21 protein-coding genes and 1 tRNA gene are annotated in these 20,552 nt (G+C 30.5%); 19 read left to right on the plus strand and 3 right to left on the minus strand.

Features of this window, described 5'->3' with window-relative positions; translation table 11 throughout:
• Positions 1-208 precede the first annotated feature (208 nt).
• The 3 genes from BN4220_RS10390 to BN4220_RS10400 all read left to right on the plus strand — a co-directional run bounded on the left by BN4220_RS10390 (position 209) and on the right by BN4220_RS10400 (position 1,528).
• Positions 209-282, plus strand: a tRNA-Arg gene (locus tag BN4220_RS10390).
• A 222-nt stretch (positions 283-504) separates the two neighbouring features.
• The gene (locus BN4220_RS10395) at positions 505-1,155 is read left to right on the plus strand and encodes a trimeric intracellular cation channel family protein (RefSeq protein WP_066715829.1); all 651 of its coding nucleotides are present in this window, start codon (positions 505-507) and stop codon (positions 1,153-1,155) included.
• Positions 1,156-1,297: 142 nt separating this feature from the next.
• Positions 1,298-1,528 (plus strand): hypothetical protein, encoded by a 231-nt coding sequence (locus tag BN4220_RS10400; protein WP_066715830.1) that lies wholly within the window; start codon positions 1,298-1,300, stop codon positions 1,526-1,528.
• Positions 1,529-1,739: 211 nt separating this feature from the next.
• On the opposite strand, the gene BN4220_RS10405 is transcribed toward BN4220_RS10400, so the two are convergent.
• Positions 1,740-3,026, minus strand: a complete 1,287-nt coding sequence (locus BN4220_RS10405; protein ID WP_066715831.1) for a DUF4317 domain-containing protein — start codon at positions 3,024-3,026, stop codon at positions 1,740-1,742.
• Positions 3,027-3,555: 529 nt separating this feature from the next.
• On the opposite strand from BN4220_RS10405, the gene BN4220_RS10410 reads away from it, so the two are divergent.
• From BN4220_RS10410 to BN4220_RS10420, 3 genes are all read left to right on the plus strand, one after another.
• Complete coding sequence (locus BN4220_RS10410; RefSeq protein WP_066715832.1) at positions 3,556-3,759, plus strand: hypothetical protein; 204 nt, start codon at positions 3,556-3,558, stop codon at positions 3,757-3,759.
• 27 nt (positions 3,760-3,786) lie between these two features.
• Positions 3,787-4,932 (plus strand): GDSL-type esterase/lipase family protein, encoded by a 1,146-nt coding sequence (locus BN4220_RS20260; RefSeq protein ID WP_066715833.1) that lies wholly within the window; start codon positions 3,787-3,789, stop codon positions 4,930-4,932.
• A 108-nt stretch (positions 4,933-5,040) separates the two neighbouring features.
• Entirely contained in the window at positions 5,041-5,508 is a 468-nt protein-coding gene (locus tag BN4220_RS10420) for a DUF4358 domain-containing protein (RefSeq protein ID WP_066715834.1), read from the plus strand.
• Positions 5,509-5,717: 209 nt separating this feature from the next.
• Here the strand turns inward: BN4220_RS10420 and BN4220_RS10425 are convergent, their stop codons facing one another.
• On the minus strand, positions 5,718-6,104 hold the full coding sequence (locus BN4220_RS10425; protein WP_148401725.1) for a 4Fe-4S binding protein: 387 nt from the start codon (positions 6,102-6,104) through the stop codon (positions 5,718-5,720).
• Here BN4220_RS10425 and BN4220_RS10430 point away from each other — a divergent pair.
• The 9 genes from BN4220_RS10430 (at position 6,082) to BN4220_RS10470 (ending at position 14,972) form a co-directional block, all read left to right on the plus strand.
• On the plus strand, positions 6,082-6,729 hold the full coding sequence (locus BN4220_RS10430; RefSeq protein ID WP_066715836.1) for a class I SAM-dependent methyltransferase: 648 nt from the start codon (positions 6,082-6,084) through the stop codon (positions 6,727-6,729). The genes BN4220_RS10425 and BN4220_RS10430 overlap by 23 nt on opposite strands.
• Positions 6,730-7,012: 283 nt before the next feature.
• The gene (locus tag BN4220_RS10435) at positions 7,013-7,762 is read left to right on the plus strand and encodes an SDR family NAD(P)-dependent oxidoreductase (RefSeq protein ID WP_066715837.1); all 750 of its coding nucleotides are present in this window, start codon (positions 7,013-7,015) and stop codon (positions 7,760-7,762) included.
• Positions 7,763-8,110: 348 nt separating this feature from the next.
• Entirely contained in the window at positions 8,111-9,487 is a 1,377-nt protein-coding gene (locus BN4220_RS10440) for a serpin family protein (RefSeq protein ID WP_066715838.1), read from the plus strand.
• Positions 9,488-9,651: 164 nt separating this feature from the next.
• Entirely contained in the window at positions 9,652-10,410 is a 759-nt protein-coding gene (locus BN4220_RS10445; RefSeq protein WP_242867780.1) for an AlkZ-related protein, read from the plus strand.
• Positions 10,411-10,633: 223 nt separating this feature from the next.
• Complete coding sequence (locus BN4220_RS10450) at positions 10,634-10,975, plus strand: PadR family transcriptional regulator (protein WP_066715839.1); 342 nt, start codon at positions 10,634-10,636, stop codon at positions 10,973-10,975.
• Positions 10,972-11,964: a hypothetical protein gene (locus BN4220_RS10455; RefSeq protein WP_066715840.1), complete on the plus strand. Its 993-nt coding sequence runs from the start codon at positions 10,972-10,974 to the stop codon at positions 11,962-11,964. Before BN4220_RS10450 ends, BN4220_RS10455 begins: the two co-directional genes overlap by 4 nt.
• 219 nt (positions 11,965-12,183) lie before the next feature.
• A complete protein-coding gene (locus tag BN4220_RS10460; protein WP_066715841.1) occupies positions 12,184-13,584 on the plus strand; it encodes an APH(3') family aminoglycoside O-phosphotransferase in 1,401 nt (466 codons plus the stop codon).
• Positions 13,585-13,742: 158 nt separating this feature from the next.
• Positions 13,743-14,408 carry an RluA family pseudouridine synthase gene (locus BN4220_RS10465; protein WP_197467922.1) on the plus strand — a complete coding sequence of 222 codons (666 nt, stop codon included), beginning with the start codon at positions 13,743-13,745 and terminating at the stop codon, positions 14,406-14,408.
• Between the two features lie 195 nt (positions 14,409-14,603).
• Entirely contained in the window at positions 14,604-14,972 is a 369-nt protein-coding gene (locus BN4220_RS10470) for a low molecular weight protein-tyrosine-phosphatase (protein WP_066715843.1), read from the plus strand.
• 264 nt (positions 14,973-15,236) lie between these two features.
• Here BN4220_RS10470 and BN4220_RS10475 read toward each other — a convergent pair whose 3' ends face one another.
• The gene (locus tag BN4220_RS10475; protein WP_066715846.1) at positions 15,237-16,079 is read right to left on the minus strand and encodes an AraC family transcriptional regulator; all 843 of its coding nucleotides are present in this window, start codon (positions 16,077-16,079) and stop codon (positions 15,237-15,239) included.
• A gap of 287 nt (positions 16,080-16,366) precedes the next feature.
• On the opposite strand from BN4220_RS10475, the gene BN4220_RS10480 reads away from it, so the two are divergent.
• The 4 genes from BN4220_RS10480 (at position 16,367) to BN4220_RS10495 (ending at position 20,365) form a co-directional block, all read left to right on the plus strand.
• Positions 16,367-17,731, plus strand: a complete 1,365-nt coding sequence (locus tag BN4220_RS10480; protein ID WP_066715848.1) for an MATE family efflux transporter — start codon at positions 16,367-16,369, stop codon at positions 17,729-17,731.
• A gap of 473 nt (positions 17,732-18,204) precedes the next feature.
• Positions 18,205-18,585, plus strand: coding sequence for a hypothetical protein (locus tag BN4220_RS10485; RefSeq protein WP_066715850.1), 381 nt, complete (start codon positions 18,205-18,207; stop codon positions 18,583-18,585).
• 128 nt (positions 18,586-18,713) lie between these two features.
• Positions 18,714-19,277 (plus strand): DUF2087 domain-containing protein, encoded by a 564-nt coding sequence (locus BN4220_RS10490; RefSeq protein WP_066715857.1) that lies wholly within the window; start codon positions 18,714-18,716, stop codon positions 19,275-19,277.
• A gap of 92 nt (positions 19,278-19,369) precedes the next feature.
• Positions 19,370-20,365, plus strand: coding sequence for an aminopeptidase (locus BN4220_RS10495; protein WP_066715859.1), 996 nt, complete (start codon positions 19,370-19,372; stop codon positions 20,363-20,365).
• Positions 20,366-20,552 lie beyond the last annotated feature (187 nt).

Here is a 20,552-nt window from a genome sequence, read left to right on the forward strand (position 1 = left end):
TGAATTCAAAATTACAGTATTCTTTAAACTTCGTTAAAGGAGGGTGATGTTTTTTATTCGTCTCTTAATTTGATCATATTAAGTGTTTATACTATGCTTTTTAAGTCAATAATATTTATGTTAACATAAGAAATTATAAAAATTATAAAATTAATGTTGACATTTGTCGAAATATAGTATAAACTAACTAAGCAAAAAAAAGTCCCATGTGTTCGTAGCTCAGCTGGATAGAGCAACGGCCTTCTAAGCCGTGGGTCGGGGGTTCGAATCCCTTCGAGCACATTATTAAAGAAGCTATGTAAAATAAAAACTTTTGTCTTTTGGGTGATTTCTCATTGAAGACAAAAGTTTTTTGTTTTATTAGAAATACTATGAGAAATTCGATAGAAATTTTGGTCAACATACAGGATGAATTTGTTTTAGTTGTAAGAATTGAATATGTATTGACTTTCAGATAGTTACTTCATACAATAAATATATGTATCGTTTTGGGTAGGAGTATTTATGAATCAGACAGATTATCTTGTGTATATTATAGAAATAATTGGGACAATTGCATTTGCGTCCTCTGGAGCATTACTTGCAATGGAAAAGCATATGGACATATTTGGTGTATGCATTTTAGGCATTACAACAGCAGTAGGTGGTGGTATTATTCGTGATGTTGTACTTGGAAATACTCCGCCGAATGTATTTCGTGATAGCTCTTATGTAATCGTTTCGATTATAGTATCAACCTTACTATTTATTTTAATGTATATGAAAAATCGATTAAATTTATTGATTTTTGATAAAGTGAAATTATTTTATAATAAGGCAATGATGTGGATGGATGCAATAGGACTTGGTATTTTTACGGTAGTAGGTATTAATACAGCGATCACTAAGGGATATGAAGAGCATATCTTCTTACTTATCTTTGTCGGTATGGTAACGGGAATTGGTGGCGGAATGCTCCGTGATGTGATGGCACTTCGAACTCCATTCGTGTTTGTAAAACATGTTTATGCCTCTGCTTCCTTAGTAGGTGCGATTGCTTACATATGGTTAATAAATTATGTACCGACTGCTGTTGGTATGGCGATTGCAGCAAGTATTGTTGTTGCAATTCGTGTAGCGGCAGCTCATTATAAATGGAATTTACCAAAGATATAGATAATTTGCTGGCAAAATAATAAACAAATTTTATATTATAATAATAGCTATAGCGACGAAATAGTATTGTTTTGTTGCTGTAGCTATTTTGCTATAACATAATTAGGAATAAAGTAAAAGGAAGGAATGGAATCATAAGGATATGAATATATTTGAAGATGATTTACTATTTGAAGACATTGATTTTAATGTATACTACGATGAGAACGGGGAACCAGAAGAGATTCTTGAAATGGAAGAAGATAGATTAAAGAATATTATTTCAACATTAGAGCGACAAATAAAAATGTTACCAGAACATTATAATGTTGAGATTTGGGTGGAATACAAGAGGGTATGCAAGGAAGCGTTGCAAAGCCTTTATGGTAATTGAATATAAAAAGAAATCCCAGAAATACAGCAAAGGATAGATTGCCTACCTTTCTGGTTTCTGGGATTTTTGTGCAGATTCCATTAAAAGATTCCATTAAAAGATTCCATTAAAAGATTCCATTTAAAGAACCCGTTTAAAGAACTGTTTTAAAGAACCCGTTTAAAGAACTGTTTTATAGAACCCTTTAATAGAATTGTTTAATAGTACCCTGTTATAATAAATTAGTTATACCATTTACATTCGCAAGTTCATCATCATCCATCGGGATAATAATACACTTCTTGCCATCGATAATTTGTGACGTAATTTGCTCCACTTTTTGTGGCTTAACTTTTAGAATTACATCAAAGTCACCATTAGCGGAATCATTGGATTCAATAGAAGATAAAGCTTCATCTAAGGTAATAGCAACTTCTTCGTTGTTTGCGAGGGTAACCTCTTCTAAACGTTCCTGCAATCTTTGTACCTGTTCAAAAAGTTGTAATTCTTTCTTTCTTTGAGCACTTGCAGCAAGTACTTTATTATCAATCAAATGATCCACAACAGGAGGTGTATCTGCAAAGTTCTCTACATAGGAGTTTTCTATTTTCGTTGTAATTTCTTCTGGCAAATCACTTGCGGCAAGAATGTCTTGAATCGAATCAGGAGTAAGAAGAAGAGGTTCTGAATTGCTATCACTAAATTCTTCTTGTTCGTCTACCATTTGATTCAAGGTTTCCTGAATCTCCATATAAACAACTTCGCTTTTTTTCTCATCGATAATCGCATTATTAATAATTGCTTGAAATGTATTTTTTTGTTCCGTAGCCGTTTGCTTTGGTGGGCATCCTAATACCTGTTCAACGAATTCCTTATGAGGTTCTTTTGTATCTTTTGTAAAGTACATAACAGAGTGAATATCAGTACTACGGTCTGTAAAAGCTGGGAATATAAATCCCGTTTCAGGTGGGTTTACAACCCAGTCACGGTTACGTGGTCCAATACGGTTTTCTATTTCAAGATATCCAAGACCAGGCTTTGTAAGGGTAACAGGACAAACAGCACAGATTAGATATTCGTAAACTTCTTCAGATTCATCCAATTTAGCATTATCAGAAGTTTTAGTCATAACATCATAAGCATCATGGAAAATAAGGATGAGGTAGTTACCAGTATAATCGTAATTATCAATAACTAATTGATAAAATGACTCAAGGAGTGCTTCATTCTTAAGCTTGCTTTCTCTTAATCCCATAAGGAATTGCTGTTTACCACCAACATTTTCTTCTTCAAGAGGAAATTCCAGCTCTAAAAGATTATTTCCTACCGTTCCAGATAGAGTTTTTTTAGCAATCTCTAAATATTTATAAAATTCTTCATCCTCTAAATTCAAGAAAGTTTCATCAAAATTCAGGATGATTTCTTTATCTGCATTCACATAACAACCACACATTTTAGTAAATGTGCACTCGTTTTTTTTAAGTCTTCTTTTTAGTTCCAAGATATCTTTTTTTGTCATATGCTCCTCCGTTGTTATTTTTTATTCGATATACAGTTCTAGACTTGTCTTGTTTTATTATACGATAAAAAAATAATTTGTGCTATTCAAAGGTTGATGGAAAATATAATTTTTTTTAGTTCATTGGTATAGAATTTTATTTATTATGAGCAGTTGAATAAGGAATTTTATTACTTTTATCGATTCAGATAAAGCATTATAACGAAATGATTGCTGAGTTAGTGCAATTTGAGATATAATTGGGAATATATATAAATTCATTTTAATTAACAGATATTACATCTAATGTTAGTTAAATTGTAATCTTTATTTAACAACTTTATGGTACGCTTATTTATCTAATATATATGTAAATTATCGAACAGACCATCACTGGACGAGTCTTGGTGCGTATTATGGTTATCTTAAATACTGCAACGATCGATATGGACAAAGTTAAAACAAGAGATAAATATGCAATGTTCATGCATGGGAATCTTCTCTTAGTGTTATTTACTCAAAGAAAAATGATGAAAATAAGGGAAAAAAGTTGCTAATACTAAAAGATTCCTATGCTAATAACATGATACCTTTTTTTACATATAACTACGAAGAAATTTATGTAGTAGATCTTAGATATTATGGAGATAGTGTATCTGAATTAATGAAAGAAAAAGGAATTAATTCAGTATTTATTCTTTATAATTTTGATACATTTATGACGGACAATCATTTTTATCGTTTAAGCAGATAAATAGTAGGGGACTAGGAGGTAATAAAAATGGTTCGGGATTCACAAAGAGAAAAATGGCGGAGAAGACGCAGAAGAAGAAAAATATTTCATTATACTAAGATTGTAGTCATTTTATTATTAATATGTGGAATTGTATACGGAAGTAAAAAATTCTATGAGAAAGAATTTTTAGAAAATGCAAAAGAAGAGGATGCTATAGAAACAATTAATCCTACAGACAAACCAAGTAATATAAGTATATCAGATGATGAAGAAGATGAAAATATTAGTGAGGATACTAATAGAAAAAATTTAGATGAGACAAATGATTCAAATCCAATTAAGATGCCAGGTGAGTCGGAAGCAGATGATGGAATAAAAGAGCCTGAGGTAACAAAGGAACCTGAGGCAATAAAAGAACCTGAAGCAACAAAAGAACCTGAGGTGACAAAAGAACCTGAGGCAACAAAAGAACCTGAGGTAACAAAAGAGCCTGAAGCAACAAAAGAACCTGTGGTAACAAAAGAACCTGAAGTGACAAAGACACCTGAAGTAACAAAAAAGCCAGAGGTAACGCAAAAGCCCGAAGTAACAAAAATACCAGATTCGAATGTGGATTCGAATGATGATTCTTATTTTGATGATGCTGTTTTTATTGGAGATTCAAGGACAGAAGGTTTTGGAATATATTCAGGTTTAAAAAATGCAACATTTTACGCCGAGAAAGGATTAATGGTAGATACTATTCTAACGGAAAAGGTTGCGAAAGTAGATGGAGAGAAGATGACTATTTTAAAGGCTTTGGAAAAGAAATCCTTTAAAAAGGTATATATAATGCTTGGAGTAAATGAGCTTGGTTGGGATTCTGATAGTATTTTTATTGAAAGATATACAAACATCATTAAAGAGATAAAAGAATTACAACCCCAGGCAGAAATTTATGTGCAAAGCATTATTCATATCAATAGTGAAAAGCTTAGGAACCCTCAATCTTATCTAAATAATAAGAAAATCAATAAAAGAAATGAATTGATAAAAAAAATGGCGGAGGAAAATGAGGTCCATTATTTAGACTTGAATAGTGTTTTATCTGACAGCAATGGAAATTTATTTTTAGATGCTTCATCCGATGGAATACATTTAAATAAAGAGTATTGTAAGGTATGGAAAAAGTATTTAATAGAAAACAAATAGGCAAATAAATAAACAGATAAATAAGAAAATAGATAAATAAGAAAATAGTGAAGTAAATAATTTAATAAATGATTAAATAAATTAATAAGTAGACAAAGGAGAAGAATTATGAAAAAAGTAAAAAAAATTATGATGGTAGGATTGGTAGGAGCAGCAATGATTATGTCCCTTAGTGGATGTAAAAAGGGGGCAAGCAAAGAAATAGATATAAATACTGTCGCTGATAACTTATTAAATAACATTACTTATGAAGATGAGTTATCGCAAGTAGATTATGATATGGTATATGAAATGGATGATATTCAGATAAATGAGAGTGTAGTTTATGTAAGTAGTGGTGCAACTGCGGAAGAAATCGCTGCATTTAGCTGTACAACAGAAGACGATGCTAAAAAAGTACAAACTATTTTAGAAAACAGAGTGGAAGAACAGAAAGAATCTTTTCAAAATTATTTCCCAGAGGAATTAGTAAAGCTTGATAAAGCTGTAATTATTAAAGAGGGAAAAAGCGTTGTTTTAAGTATTTCGAATGATGAACAAAAGGCTGAAGATATTATAAATGAAGCAAAAAAATAAGCTGAGGTAATACGATACGGAAAAAGAATGGGTCTAAATATATGAATTAGATTCATAGCATGAAATATCGTATTTTACTTAAAAAAATGTAAAGAAAGACTACATATGTGTATTTCCTATTTAAAATATTAATAATAAAAAGGAATTACACATATGTAGTTTTATTTTAAAGATTTATTTATCTAGTTATAAATAATGTCTATAAAGATTTATCCAATAAATAGTTCAGGTTCACATCGTTTCGAACTAAAATTAGTGATTAACATGTCATGAAATTTTACGTATGCTTCATGTGTTATTTCTTTTGCAGATACTGGACATCGACGGATACAACTACAACATCTCAAACATTTATTTGCATCTACTTCTTTAAAATTAGTTAAACTGATTGCTCCCGTTGGACAATGTTTGGCACAAATACCACAGGAGTTGCACGAATCCTCCGTTACTGGTGCCATAGGAGGCATTGCTGGTTTCACCACATAAGGAAATTCTCCGGGAACATTTAAATCATTGATTTCCCTAACACTAGAGAATTTAGAAATTCTATTTTTAATTTCTTCACCAAAGCTCATGCATATCGATAAATCGTTCACATCTGGTCGCCCAGTTGCTAACTCTTTTGTAGAAGAGTGTTCTGCTACAAAAGCACCGGCAGCCAAACCTATAAAACCTTTCGCTGTAAATATATCTTTTAATTCTAAAAGGGCATTTTCATGGGAAGACCGATGGAATTTTGATGATTGGGCTACTAGTTATGATAAAGTAGTAAAATCCGATACAAAGGGTCTAGCATTTTATAAAAATTATACGAAGGTTATAAAAACAACTGCGGACAAGGTGAATGAAAAACAGGGTAAAATTATTGAAATAGGAATTGGGACAGGGAATTTAGTGCTTGAAGTTTTGAAACAAAATAGTGTAAATCTAGAGGATGTTATAGGTGTTGATCAATCAGTTAATATGCTTCGCGTTACAAAAAAGAAAATTCCAAAACTTAATGTTAAAGTCGGAACCTTTTTGAAATTACCATTTGAAGATAATGTTTGTGATACGATTGTTACCTCATATGCGTTTCACCATTGTAATGATAAGGAAAAAGAATTAGCAATTCATGAAATGGACCGTGTGTTGCGCCATAAGGGTAGAATTATTATAACAGATTTAATGTTTGAGAATTCTACTGCCAGAGAAAAGTTTGTTAAAAAATGTACAAAATAAGAACTTAGGGATTTAGAGGATGAATATTTTGGATATATAGATGAGCTAGAAAAAATCCTTACTTCAATGGGATATTGCTGTAATCATCAGCAAATAGACGAACTTATATGGATATTAGTTGCTGAAAAATGATTTTATTACAAGTATTGACAAAAACTTTTTTACGTGTATAATTACCTAATGTATCCATTGTGTTAAAATATTAACAAATAAAAAGTAAATGGATCAGTGTACTGTTACCTTATAAAGTTTATGAATTCTATTCAGAAAGGAAACGTAAGACATGAAATTACTCGAAGGAAAAGTAGCGATTGTAACAGGAGGTTCACGTGGTATCGGGTATGCTATTGTTAAGAAGTTTCTTGAGCATGGCGCAAAAGTAGTATTGTGTGGTTCAAGAGAAGAAACAGCAGTGGCAGCAGTGAAAGCATTAATCAAAGAAAACAATGAGTATGAAGTATCTGGAGTTTGGCCTGATTTGTGTAATCCTGCAGAAGTTAAGAAATGCTTTACTGAAATAAAAGAGAAGTATGGAGCTATTGATATTTTAGTTAACAATGCAGGTGTTTCATCAAGTGAAAGTATTTATACATATAAACCCGAAGATTTTGCAAGAACTATAGATTTGAATGTAAATGCAGTGTTTTATTGTTCCCAAGCAGTTGCTGGCTTTATGAAGGAACAGGGCGGTGGAGTAATATTAAACACTAGTTCCATGGTTAGTTTATACGGACAAAGAAGTGGATGTGCGTATCCAGCCTCTAAGTATGCAGTAAATGGTATGACGAAATCATTAGCGAGAGAATTAGGCCCAGATAATATTCGAGTAAATACCGTGGCACCAGGAATTACGAATACCGACATGGTAGCGAAACTTCCAGATGAAGTAATTAAACCTTTAATTTCAATGATACCTCTAAAGAGAATCGGGGAATCGGAGGATTGTGCAAATGCATTTTTATATCTTGCAAGTGATTTAGCTAGCTATGTTACAGGAGAAATACTTTCTGTGGATGGGGCGACAATATTCTAAAGATTATAATTTTGTTACATAAATAAAATTTTTATAATGACCATTCGGAGATTTCCGAATGGTCATTTTTATCATGGTAGAAATTAAAAGTCATACAATAATTGGTAAAACATGGTATAATATTGTTGTATTTAGAAAAAGAGACAGGATCTTATTCTATTTAAAATACTTAACAGCTTTATAAAATAAAAAAACTTGGACCTATAATAATTGAGGTTAGATAATTTTCTAATATTTCAATACACTTGATTGCTCAAGAAATAATTATCTCAAATGTTAAAAGGTATTTAATAAAACGGTTAATTGAATTATTAAAAAATAGGATGGGAAGGAGGGGGAAAAAATAAGGTGTATGATAAAAAAGTAGATGATAAAAACAAGGTAGATAATAAAAGCAAGGTGTATGATAAAAACAAGGTGGATAATAAAAACAAGTTGAATAAAAGAAAGCTATTACAAATTGGATTTATTTTTATAGCTCTTTTCGTTGTTATTATCTTAATAGATCGACAGTTTCTAAATAATCATTGGAAATCGGATGGTATAACTTCAGGAATAAAATATGATCTTCCAACTATAACTGAAACTACTGACTTTTCTAAGATATCAAATAAAATCAACTTGTTTACATATGAGTATTTTAAGAATATGAATAGTAAAGATAAAACTGAGAACATATTTGTATCACCATATAGTCTATATCAGTCAATGGCTATGTTATCATTTGGTGCCAATGGAGAGACAAAAACGCAGATACTAGAAAGCTTATATCTTACAGAGTTAGAGGATAAAGAAATTGGAGAAAATCAGTACTTGCTAAATAAAAAACTCTTTGATACAAAAAATGCGAAGGTTTTTTCGGGGAATTCATTGTGGCTAGATAATTCTTTGATTTTAAATGATAAAATCATAGAAAACTTTGTAGCACCAATTGAAAACTATTTTCATGGTGATGTTTTTTACAAAGATTTAGCTAAAACAAGTACCATGAAAGAGATTGATGATTGGGCATCTAAAAATACGGAAGGACATATCTCAAAAATTTCGCCAGAATTAAATACTTTGGATTTGTTATGTTTATTAAATGCCGTATATTTCGATTCAAAATGGGCGAATGCATTTCAAAAAAGTATGACAGTTGAAGATTCTTTTTACGGCATAGAGAAAGAATCACAAGTAAGTATGATGAATATAACTGAAACGAAGTTTAAAACATTTTACACAGAGGAGTTACAAGGAATTAGGATACCATACAAGGAAGATTACGTTATGGAAATTCTTATGACCAACAGTGAAATTAATCAAACGATTCAAGATTTTTGTAAGAATAAGAGTGTAGAAGAATTAAGAGAAATCTTTCAATTATTTGATACAAAATCAGAAGACATCAATGTTAATTTGCAGTTGCCAAAGTTTAAAATGGTGTATACAGATAAGGACGTTATTTCAATTTTAAGAAATCTTGGAGTTCATAATGCGTTTACAATAGGTGCTGATTTTACGGAAATATCAAAACGTTTATTCATTGATAAGATATTTCAAAAAACATATATCGAGGTAGACGAAGAAGGGACGAAAGCATTTGCGATTTCGTTTACTGGTGGGAAAACATCATCCCCTCGGAAAGATGTAAAAGAGTTTATCGTTAATCGACCATTCATATTTACGATTCGAGAAGAAACTACAGATACCATTCTTTTTATTGGTAGTATTATAGACCTATAAGCTGATATGCTATGCCCAAAATGCGGACATGAATTGCTTAAAGGAAATTATCTAGGTGGTACGATTTATTACTGTGAACATTGTTAGAAATAATTAAAACAGACACGACATACTGATGTCATGTTTCAAAGGATAAAGTAAAGAAAACTTTGGAGGTTGTTCGCATGATAGATTCACGTTATGGTTTCGATTACTCTACTGGTGATAACATTAACGATAGAAAAGAGGATCTTATGGAAACTTACAAAATAAAATGTTTTGAAGATTTTTGTGAAACTTTACAAAACTGTGGATTTACCCTGGGGGGAGAAAATAACGAGGGAGTCTTTACAATCTGTGACTTATTTGACGATAGTATCGTATGGCATACAGAAAATCCAGAGACAGATCCATGGGAATGGCGTATGCGGGTATTAAATGAGCGTACAGATATTGCCTATGCAAAACTCTTTTTTAAAAAAAGTGGATATATCACAAAGGATTGGTATCCTTACTTTCTTAAAATTCGTAGAAACGGTGAAAGTCTGGAAGAAGCTTATTTCAATGGAACAATTTCAAATACTGCAAAGCGTATTTATGAGATTATTGAAACACAAGAAATTGTAGCATTTCATGATATTAAGAAATTAGGAAATTTTAATAAAGAAGATAATTATCGCTTTGAAAAGGCCTTGGTAGAATTGCAGATGAAGATGTTTATTACTATGTGTGGTAGACAACAAAAAACCAACCAATTTGGAGAAGGTTATGGATGGAATTCTACTGTATTTTGTACTACAGAAAAATTCTGGGGGTCAGATATTTTTAATACGTCAGAATCAATATCGATGAGTGAAGCAGAAGCTATAATAAAGGAGCAAATATATAAATTAAATCCGAATGCATATGAAAAGAAAATAAGGAAATTCATCTATGGGAAATAAATAATAGAAATGAACTGGGCCCTATGTGATTAGGGTACAGTTCATTTTTTACTTTACAAAAGCGCTAACTCCTTGTTTTCTATAAAAATCAATACTTTAGTACCTAAAATTAATTGTATCTAAAGTAGAAAATCATGTAGTAATTATATTTTAATATATTAATAATAAGTAATTGACAATATTGTATGTCATACAGTATATTGGAAATAGGAGGTGATTCGAATTGGAATTTGATGAATTACTATCAATATTTGATACAGAATTAAAGCGAGGTACATTAACATTAGTAATTATGAGCCACTTACAAACTCCACAATACGGATATTCGCTGATACAAAATATAACAGAACAACAAATAGATGTAGAAGCAGGAACCCTATATCCAATGCTAAGACGTTTAGAAAAACAAGGAGTGCTAACAAGTGATTGGGATACCAATGAAAGCAGACCAAGAAAATACTATAAATTAAGTGATTTAGGAATGCAGTTATTTTTAAGACTTAAGGAGAACTGGAAGAATCTTTCGAATCAAATGAATCAAATATTATGGGAGGAAAATGAATGAATCTAATTGATAGGTATGTTTATACAGCAACCAGACATTTGAACGATAAAGTTAAAGCTGAGATGGAAGCAGAAATACGTGAAACAATTAGTGATATGCTACCAGATGATTACACCGATGAGGATGTACAAAAGGTATTATATGAGCTTGGAAATCCAACCTTACTTGCGGAAAAATATCAAGAAAATCCAAGATATTTAATAGGACCATATCTATATAATAATTATCTTTATGTGTTAAAGCTTGTTTTGATTATTATCCTCTGTATTGCACCAATTGCAGCATTTGTATCGATTGTAACTGAAGTAAGACCAACAAAAGATATTGAATTTCTGGTCCTAATGGTAACTAAAGTTTTATCATATATGCTTCAGGGAGCTTTTCAAGTATTTACCTGGGTTACTATTATTTTTGCATGTATGGAACGTATTAAAAGTCCTTCTATGATATGGCCATTCACAGGAAAAGAATGGACAGTCAAAGATTTAGTGGATGCTCCATTAACAAAAAAGAATAAGATAGCAAAAAGCGATCCGGTTTTCTCAATTATATTTATTATGATTTTTACTATAGTGATTTTATTCTATGACCAATATTTAGGATGGTATACATTTGAAAATGGTGTATGGAATGTGACTCCTTTGTTTTATGGAAGAGATTTTTTTGGATATTATCCAAGTTTATTGATTTTAGCAATTTTAGGAATTGTAACTGCAATTTTTAAATTAATTTATCAACGATGGACGAAAGGATTGGCAATTCTAAACACTGTATACGGCATAGTAAGTATCGTAGTATGTTCATCGTTCCTATTAAATAAAAATGTTTACAACCCTGAGTTTATGAAAAAGCTCGCCCAAGGCGTGAATATGGAGTTAAATCGTATTTTAGAAATCTGGCATTGGGGGATGATTGGTATCGTATTTTTTATCATCATAGGAACAGGAATTTGGGAGATTATACAAGGTTTTAGAAAAATAAAAGGATAGTTGTATATCAAAAGAGTTAAAGTGCAGAAGCTGTATTTTGACTCTTTTCATATATAAAACTTAAAAGATCCAATGAAAAACTATAACTATTACTTTTTTTCATAAGCGATGTGAGATATACTTATTATATTGTCAGAGTTCTCTTGATAAAGATGTTATATAGGACATTATGCTACATTAAAATGTTTTATTAATTTGAGTACATACTTGGAGGTCACGATGAAAATATATTTAATAAGGCACGGAGAAACAGATTGGAATAAAGCAAAGCGAATACAGGGACGAGAAGATATTTCATTAAATAATAACGGTATTCATCAAGCAAATGAATGTGGAAAAGCTCTACAGATGTTATCAATTGATTGTATTGTAGCTAGCCCATTAAAAAGAGCAAAAGAAACGGCAGAGATTATAGCATCTTATTTCGGAATTAAGAATGTCATTGTAGACCATAGATTGATAGAGCGAGATTTCGGTCGTTTATCAGGATTAACGTTTCAGCAAATGAAAGAAGCGAACAATGATGATGAGATGGAAGACTGGAATACAGTAAGCGAGAGAATGATGGATTGTCTTCTTGAATATAAAAATAATAATAAATATGAAAATATAATTATGATTTCCCATGGAGCTGCGATTAATTCAGTGTTATCAGTACTTTCAAATCATAGAATTGGCACAGGGATAACTAAATTAAACAATGCGTGTATTAATATTTTACAGGACAATGAAAAATCCTTTGATATCATTCGATATAATTTAATAGCGAGGGATTTTGAACGTATTCAAAATGAAATGAAGTTTAAGACACTAATTGAAAAAGAAGAAATCATGGAAGATTTACCTGAATGTATTTTACAGTATGTAAAGGATGAGCCTTACATAACAGATACCACAGGGCGTTCTAATTCAAAGATACTAATGTTTCATCATATGGTACTTAAAATTGAACCATCCAATGAGGCATTAGATAATGGAAACATAATGTTAAAATGGTTACAAGGGAAGGTACCTGTACCTAACATTATAAAATATTGTAGCTATAATGACGTTAACTACTTATTGATGTCAAAAGTAGAAGGTGAAATGGCTTGTAGCGATTATTATATGAACCATTTAGAAGAGATGGTTCCGTTATTAGCAGAAGGATTAAAATTACTTTGGAAAGTAGATATTAAAGATTGTCCAGTTAACTTTAACATAAACAAACTATTGCAAATAGCAAAAACGAATATTTTAAAAAATATTATGGATGTGAGTGACTGGAAATCTGAGGCGATGGATGAATACGGTTTTAAAACACCGATGGAACTATATGAATATCTATGTGAAAATCGTCCCAAGGAGGAACTGTATTTAGTTCATGGAGATTATTGTCTACCAAACGTGATTTTAGCAGATGGTAAGGTTCAGGGATTTATTGATCTTAAATATTGTGGAATTTCCGAACGATGGTTAGATATCGCATTATGTGTTCGTTCAATCAAGCATAATCTTTTTTTAGCTGGCAAAGAGGAACTGTTTTTAAAATATAAAAACATGTTTTTTGACTCAATTCAATTAAAGCCAGAGGAAGAAAAGATGAAGTATTATATATTATTACTTGAATTATTTGAGTAGATTGTATAAAAATAAATGGAATTTGCTCTTTTAAATAATAAAAAAGTTTGATAAGATAGTTTATTTTGAGAAAAGATTTATGAAGCAGATATCTTATTGAAAAATAGTATAGTAAGATATTAAGGCGAAAGAAAATGAATGTGCCCATGGAGGTTAAAATGGTTAATATATTATACGAGGATAACTTTTTGATAGTTTGTGAAAAACCTCTAGGAATTTTATCTCAGCCAGATCTAGGAGATGGTGAGGATATGCTTACAATATTAAAAGAGTATCGAAAGGATAAAAAAGAAGAAGAATACATTGGCTTAGTGCATCGACTTGATCGCAATGTTGGAGGTGCTATGGTGTTTTCTAAAAAAACATCTGTGACCTCTAAGTTATCTACAGCGATACAGGAACGAAACTTTGTAAAAGAGTATTATGCAGTGGTACATGGTCGTCCGGAAGAAGATTCTGGAGTATTGAAGGATTTTATGTTTAAAGATTCTAAGAAAAACAAATCATTTGTAGTGGATCGTGTAAGAAAAGGTGTAAAAGAAGCATCCCTAGAATATGAGCTTCTTGATAGTAAAACAGTTGAGGATGAAATCTTTTCCTTAGTGAAAATTCGTTTACACACAGGGAGAACTCATCAAATACGAGTGCAATTTTCATCAAGAAAAATGCCACTTGTTGGTGATGGAAAATATGGTAGTAAAAATAATAAGTGTGAGGCGGCTCTTTGGTCACATCGATTAATATTTAAACATCCAGCAAAAAAAGGTGAGGTAGATATTATGGTAGAACCTCCAAATTGCTATCCTTGGAATTTGTTTCAATAGGTATAACAAAAAATCCAAGAAGTACATGCAATTTGTAATTTAAATATTAAAAAATATTTGATTTGACGTTAGAGACGTATAGATTAAAAGTAGTTACTTTATTAGTTTATTATTAATTTGTGATTTACTTAATATGATTATATAGAAAAAATATAATGCGAAAATAAAAAATCAATTTTCACACATAAGTTTGTAATGTTTTATATAGCTTCTAGTGCTACAAGTACTGAAGAAATAGGAAATCCTGTACATCCAGGAACAAAACGTAAGTTAAAAGAACATGGAATTGGTGTAGAGGGAAAACAAGCAGTCCAATTACAAAGAAAAGATTATGATTCCTACGACTACTTAATTGCGATGGAAGAAAGAAATATGATTCAAATGAAACGAATAGTACGAGAAGATCCTGAAAATAAAATTTATAAACTTTTAGATTTTACGGATAATCCAAGAGATATTGCTGATCCATGGTATACTGGAAATTTTGATAGAACTTATGATGATATCCTAGAAGGATGTAAGGGATTTCTAAAGTTTTTACGTGAAACTCATATTGGAAAATAAGTAAATACATCATTGTATATATTAGTGTACAAAGATAATTACTAAAAGTAGATGGGGCTGTTGCAAAATAGAATTGTTTCATATGTGTGTTCCATGTTTTTCTGCTACGCAACAAACACGTATTTTGTACGAAGACTTTGTTTACGTACAAAATGCAAGTTTGTTTCTTTACACGAAAAACATTAGGAATTATACATATAAACTCTACTTTGCAACAGCCCCATTTTAATAAAAGCTATTTACTGACTTTAGGTTAATGATTGATCATATAAGTCCATTATATTTTCTATATTTATGAGGGGATACTCCATTTGCCTTACGGAAAGCATCACCAAAATAATTGCTATCATTAAAACCACACTGAAATGCAATTTCGGTAATGGATTTATTCGTCGTCAGTAATAAATTACAAGCTTCTTTTAGACGAACGCTAATTAAATACTCTTTATATCCAAAACCTGTTACAGCTTTAAATCTTCTAGAAAAATGAGATTTACTCATATTATACTTATTTGCAATGTCAATAAGAGTTAAGTCTTTATCGTAATTATAGTAAATATATTTAACAGCAGCTTCTATTATCTCGTTATTGCTATCAGGCATTACGAAAGAAGTTGTATTCTTACGTTGATATCGAATAAGAAATGTCATTAATTCGATAAAATAATTCTGAAGTAATTCCTTGGACATTTCATCAACTTCTCCAAACTCATATAACATTTTTTGTAACAAATTTTCGACATATTCCCGTCTAGCCGCTGGAATTGCTAAGACATGATTTGAAAAGTATTCATAAAACTTTTCTTTTCCAAAATGTTTATAAAAAGGTTCTAAATAATCTTCTGTAAAATAAAGATTAACTAATTCAACCGATGTAGGATGGTTTTCAACAGGAAAGCCTTTATGTAATTCCCCTTTTAAAATAAAGGCAATAGAACCTTTTTCGAGATTGAAAAGAGAATGATTAATTATCATACTTCTAGTACCACCGACAATAAAACCAAGTTCATAATATGGGTGATAATGTGACGTCTGCTTATTATAGTTGGCGTCTCTTTTTACTTGTTCTATTAGGAAATCATTGGTTCTTGCTAACATAGCTTTCATGATATGGCCTCCCTTAAGATGTTGGTTTTAGAAATAATGGAATAACTTTACTTATTCAAAGTATATCACAATTATACTTTGTAAGCAATTATTCAGTGTTTTGAATATTATTTAAAATAATATTTTAAAAACTACAGAAAATTGAATATTAAGCAAAAAATCTGTAGAAATAAGTTATATAGGCGCTTTATTCATAGATAATACAGCTTATTATTGTTATATTGTTCTTATGTAACTGTTTGAGTTACGGAATTAATCATAGAAAGACAGAAAAAGAGGCTGTGGATATGGACAAATTACAAAAGCGTGAGGAAATGCTAAATGGAAATTTAGCTAAAGTATTCGCCAAGCTTGCAATACCTATTGTTGCAAACACATTTATACAAACGATGTACAACTTAACAGATACTTATTGGTTAGGTAAAATGGGAGAAGAGCACCAAGCGGCTATTACGATTGTATCACCAGTGCAAAATATTATCGTAAATTTTGGTAGCGGTATTGTAGTTGCGGGATCAATCTTAATATCGCAATATTTAGGAGCTCGTAAAGAAGATGACGCAAAAAAAATGGCATCGCATATATTTACATGTTCTATGATTTTCTCAGTGATCTGCTCACTTTTGTGTTTTTTAGCAACGCCAGCAATTGTAAATTGGTTAGGAGCAGAAAATGTAGTAAAGAATTATTCAACTACATATTTAAGAATTGTCATGTTAGACATGCCATTTCTTTTTATGATAAATATATTTCAAGCGGTGAATCAATCACAGGGAAATACAGTAAGGCCAATGTTATTAAATACCTTAGGTGTTATTTTTAATATGATTTTAGATCCATTATTTATGTTTACATTTGGATGGGGAATTGCAGGTGCCGCATTGGCAACACTACTTGCAAAAGTGCCTTGTGCAATCATAGCATTTATATCTTTAAGCAATAAAAACAATCCAATTTATATTACATTAAAAAAATTCAAATTTGATAAAAATATGGTTTTATCCATTATTAAATTAGGAATACCAACAGCTTTAGGAAGTAGTACAATGCAGTTTGGATTCTTACTTATGGGTAAAAGTGTAGTAAAATATGGTACAGTAGCAACCGCTGCGTATGGAATTGGTAATAAAGTAAATGGATTGGTTACACTACCATCCAATGCAATGGGTTCAGCAACTGCGACTATTGTTGGAATTAATTTTGGAGCAAGACAATATGATAGAGCAGATAAGGCTTATCGATTATCTAGAAATGTTTCAGTAATATTTTTATTTATTGGAGGCATGATCCTATCTAGAAATGCGGTATCAACAGCGATTGTCGGAGTGTTTTCAAATAGTGATGAGGTAGTTGTTAAAGCTGCAGAGTTTTTAGCGATTCTTTCCTTTTATTGCTGGACCAATGGTATTTATAATTCTACCATGGGATTATTTCAAGGTTCCGGTCATACAATGATTACAATGGCGGTAGATGCAACAAGACTTTGGGTATTCCGTTTTGCCACCTTATTTATTTGTGAGAGTATACTTCATATGGGATTACAAAGTATTTGGTATTCTGTAGTAATTAGTAATGGTTTATCAGCCTTCATTCTATATATTTTATATCGAACGAAGGTGTGGAGAAAAGAAGTGGTTAAGCTTCGTAGATAAAGTTTAAAATAGGTTGTCGTAACATAGAGCTGAGCTTGCAAAATGATATGCTCCCTTCCAAGCAAACAAGTTTTTATTCTTTGACTTGTCTGCATAGAAGGGGGCATATCTTTTTTATATACGGCAGCATATTTTTTTCATGCTTTCAAAATTGTTTATTCCATGCTTTTAAAATATTATTTCATGCTTTCAAAATTGTTTATTCCATGCTTTTAAAATATTTTTCCATGCTTTCAAAATATTTTACCATACTTATAAATTGTTTTTGCATGCTTATAAAATTATTTTTTAATGTTTTTAGTATAGTTTTGAAATACTTTTTAATTATTTTGAAATTTAATTTGATAATTATAAAAATAGATTGACAAGAATTAATTTGAATAGTATTATAATGGAAAAAGTAAAATTAATTTAATTCTCACTTAATCAAATGATAGAGTGAAATAAAAAATTCAATCAATGGGGGATTTATTATGAAAACAATGGATACTTTTATATCCGAATTTACAAACTTAATAGAAGAAAAGAAAAAAAGTAGTGTAGAAATTTACAACAAATTATTAGAGAATGAATGTACAGATGAAGCAAACTTTGAGCGCATTAAATTAAACGTGTATGATATTATTCCAGCATATTTAAATGCGACAAAAAAGAAGACAATAGCTATAACATCGGAGAAACAATATGATAGTTTTTATAACGAATTTCTTGTAAGCATTGAAAAACTTCAATCTAATTGGAAAAATAAATTAGAGCTTGCAAGAGAAAAAAATCATGTAGAAAATATTGTTGTTGAAGAAGTTAAATTATCAGTTATGGATTTCGTTGTGAATGAGATTAAGAAGAGAAAATAGAAATACAAAATAGAAATACAATATAAAAATACAAAATAAAAATAATAAATTAAAGATATAAATTAAACCTATATTATATTTCAAACAAAAGTGTGTAGTTATTTTATTAGAAAAGAGTAGGTGATGACATGACAGAAATTGAATCAATTAAATTATTTAAATGTTTGGCGGATAAATCAAGGCTTCAAATTTTAAAATCACTTGTAATCGAACCAATGTATGTGGAAAGGCTTGCTGAGCGCCTTAAATTAACACCATCTACAATATCATTTCACTTGAAAAAATTAGAAGATGCAAACATAGTTCAATCAAAAAAAGAACAATACTATACAATTTACTCCATAAACAAAGAGATATTGCAAGCTAAAATTATTGATATTATAAGTGAAACTTCCTCAGAAGAAGTGTTACAAAGAGAGAGAGAGGAAAAGTACCGTCAAAAAGTAATTGAGAGTTTCTTCGAATATGGTAAATTAAAAGCAATACCTGTACAACGAAAAAAAGAAAGAATTGTATTAGAAGAAATATCCAAGGTTTTTGAATATGGAAAAGAGTACACAGAACGAGAAGTGAATATTTTGATTGCTGATTATTTTGATGATTTTTGCACGATTCGACGTGATATGATTGGTGAAGGAATATTAAAGAGGGAAAACTCCATGTACCAATTGAATATGAAAATGGAAAGCTGAAAGTGAAAAGCTGAATATGAAAAGCTGAAAGTGAAGAGCTGAAAATAAAAGCTAAAAATAAAAAATGGAGAGCTTAGAATGGGGGAATTAACATGTTAGAACGTAAATTAATTGAGAAATTAGTTGAAGCAATGGAGTTAAAACAAGGAGAATTAGTATTGCTACACTTCTGGGGAGAGGATAAAGACAGAGAGGTTTTACATAATTTTAGCTATGAAGTGGCAAGGAATGGAGCTACACCGCTAGAATTACAAAATGCAAGAACACAAAATTTAAATTTATTTGAAATGGCAACTGAGACTTGTTTTCCAGAAAGCTATTATAAAATATTTGAGCCAATCGATATTGTAATCGATATCTGCATGTATCAGCCTGTTCTTATCGATAGGGATCGTCTAAAGGAAAAAATGGAGATATACAAAAGACATATGTGGAATTTATTTGAAGCATTTAAAAATAAGAAAAAGTTGATTCAAATTAGAATTCCCTCCTCTGAAAATGCTCTTGAAGCAGGAATGGAAGAAGAAATATTTATAGATAAAATGATACGCGCATACGACATTGACTATGTTTCTTTAAAAAAAGAGTGCAACAAAAAAGTTGAGGAATTGAAACAATATACGAGAGTAGAACTTAAAACAGGTGTAGATTGCAAACTCCATCTAAATTTTGAAAAGAGAAACTGGATGATAGATGCAGTTGATGGTGATTTACCATGTGGAGAGGTTTATATTGCGCCAGTAGAAAATATGACAAATGGAACAGTGTTTTTTGAAAAGTTATTTATTGATGTTAATGAATCTATAGATAATGTAACATTGACAATTGACCAAGGAAAAATAATTGGATCAGATTCAAAGGTATTTCAAGAATTTTTAAGTCAACTTCCTACCAATGGAGATATCGTTTGTGAACTTGGTTTTGGAATGAATTCTCATGTGGATGAGTTGACAGGGTATACTGTTTTAGATGAGAAAAAGGCAGGTACTTTCCATATTGGAATTGGAAATAATACAATGTTTGGTGGAAACAATGAAAGTTTCATGCATATGGATTTTGTAGGAGAAGGAGAATTTATATTTTCATAGTTTAGTAAAAAAGGATATTTAATTTAAATTAGGTGAGTTGATATTATTATATTGACTCACCTATTTTTTATATAAATTTGGATAAAAAATATGTAATTTTATTAAAAGTAAACTTATTATTATTTATTTTTACGAAAATAATAAAATAAAAATAAAGTAAGAATTTGATAAACATAGCTTTAAAAGT

It is taken from the genome of Clostridium sp. Marseille-P299 (assembly GCF_900078195.1).
Lineage (GTDB): Bacteria > Bacillota > Clostridia > Lachnospirales > Lachnospiraceae > Lachnoclostridium.

Bases quoted from the DNA above. Each gene is read 5' to 3' on its own strand.
- BN4220_RS20260 (WP_066715833.1), top strand. From the start codon at position 3,787: ATGGTTCGGGATTCACAAAGAGAAAAATGGCGGAGAAGACGCAGAAGA.
- BN4220_RS10475 (WP_066715846.1), bottom strand. From the start codon at position 16,079: ATGAAAGCTATGTTAGCAAGAACCAATGATTTCCTAATAGAACAAGTA.
- BN4220_RS10445 (WP_242867780.1), top strand. From the start codon at position 9,652: ATGATAGATTCACGTTATGGTTTCGATTACTCTACTGGTGATAACATT.
- BN4220_RS10395 (WP_066715829.1), top strand. From the start codon at position 505: ATGAATCAGACAGATTATCTTGTGTATATTATAGAAATAATTGGGACA.
- BN4220_RS10480 (WP_066715848.1), top strand. From the start codon at position 16,367: ATGGACAAATTACAAAAGCGTGAGGAAATGCTAAATGGAAATTTAGCT.
- BN4220_RS10430 (WP_066715836.1), top strand. From the start codon at position 6,082: ATGCATATCGATAAATCGTTCACATCTGGTCGCCCAGTTGCTAACTCT.
- BN4220_RS10405 (WP_066715831.1), bottom strand. From the start codon at position 3,026: ATGACAAAAAAAGATATCTTGGAACTAAAAAGAAGACTTAAAAAAAAC.
- BN4220_RS10400 (WP_066715830.1), top strand. From the start codon at position 1,298: ATGAATATATTTGAAGATGATTTACTATTTGAAGACATTGATTTTAAT.
- BN4220_RS10420 (WP_066715834.1), top strand. From the start codon at position 5,041: ATGAAAAAAGTAAAAAAAATTATGATGGTAGGATTGGTAGGAGCAGCA.
- BN4220_RS10465 (WP_197467922.1), top strand. From the start codon at position 13,743: ATGGTTAATATATTATACGAGGATAACTTTTTGATAGTTTGTGAAAAA.
- BN4220_RS10495 (WP_066715859.1), top strand. From the start codon at position 19,370: ATGTTAGAACGTAAATTAATTGAGAAATTAGTTGAAGCAATGGAGTTA.
- BN4220_RS10485 (WP_066715850.1), top strand. From the start codon at position 18,205: ATGAAAACAATGGATACTTTTATATCCGAATTTACAAACTTAATAGAA.
- BN4220_RS10435 (WP_066715837.1), top strand. From the start codon at position 7,013: ATGAAATTACTCGAAGGAAAAGTAGCGATTGTAACAGGAGGTTCACGT.
- BN4220_RS10470 (WP_066715843.1), top strand. From the start codon at position 14,604: ATGTTTTATATAGCTTCTAGTGCTACAAGTACTGAAGAAATAGGAAAT.
- BN4220_RS10455 (WP_066715840.1), top strand. From the start codon at position 10,972: ATGAATCTAATTGATAGGTATGTTTATACAGCAACCAGACATTTGAAC.
- BN4220_RS10460 (WP_066715841.1), top strand. From the start codon at position 12,184: ATGAAAATATATTTAATAAGGCACGGAGAAACAGATTGGAATAAAGCA.
- BN4220_RS10490 (WP_066715857.1), top strand. From the start codon at position 18,714: ATGACAGAAATTGAATCAATTAAATTATTTAAATGTTTGGCGGATAAA.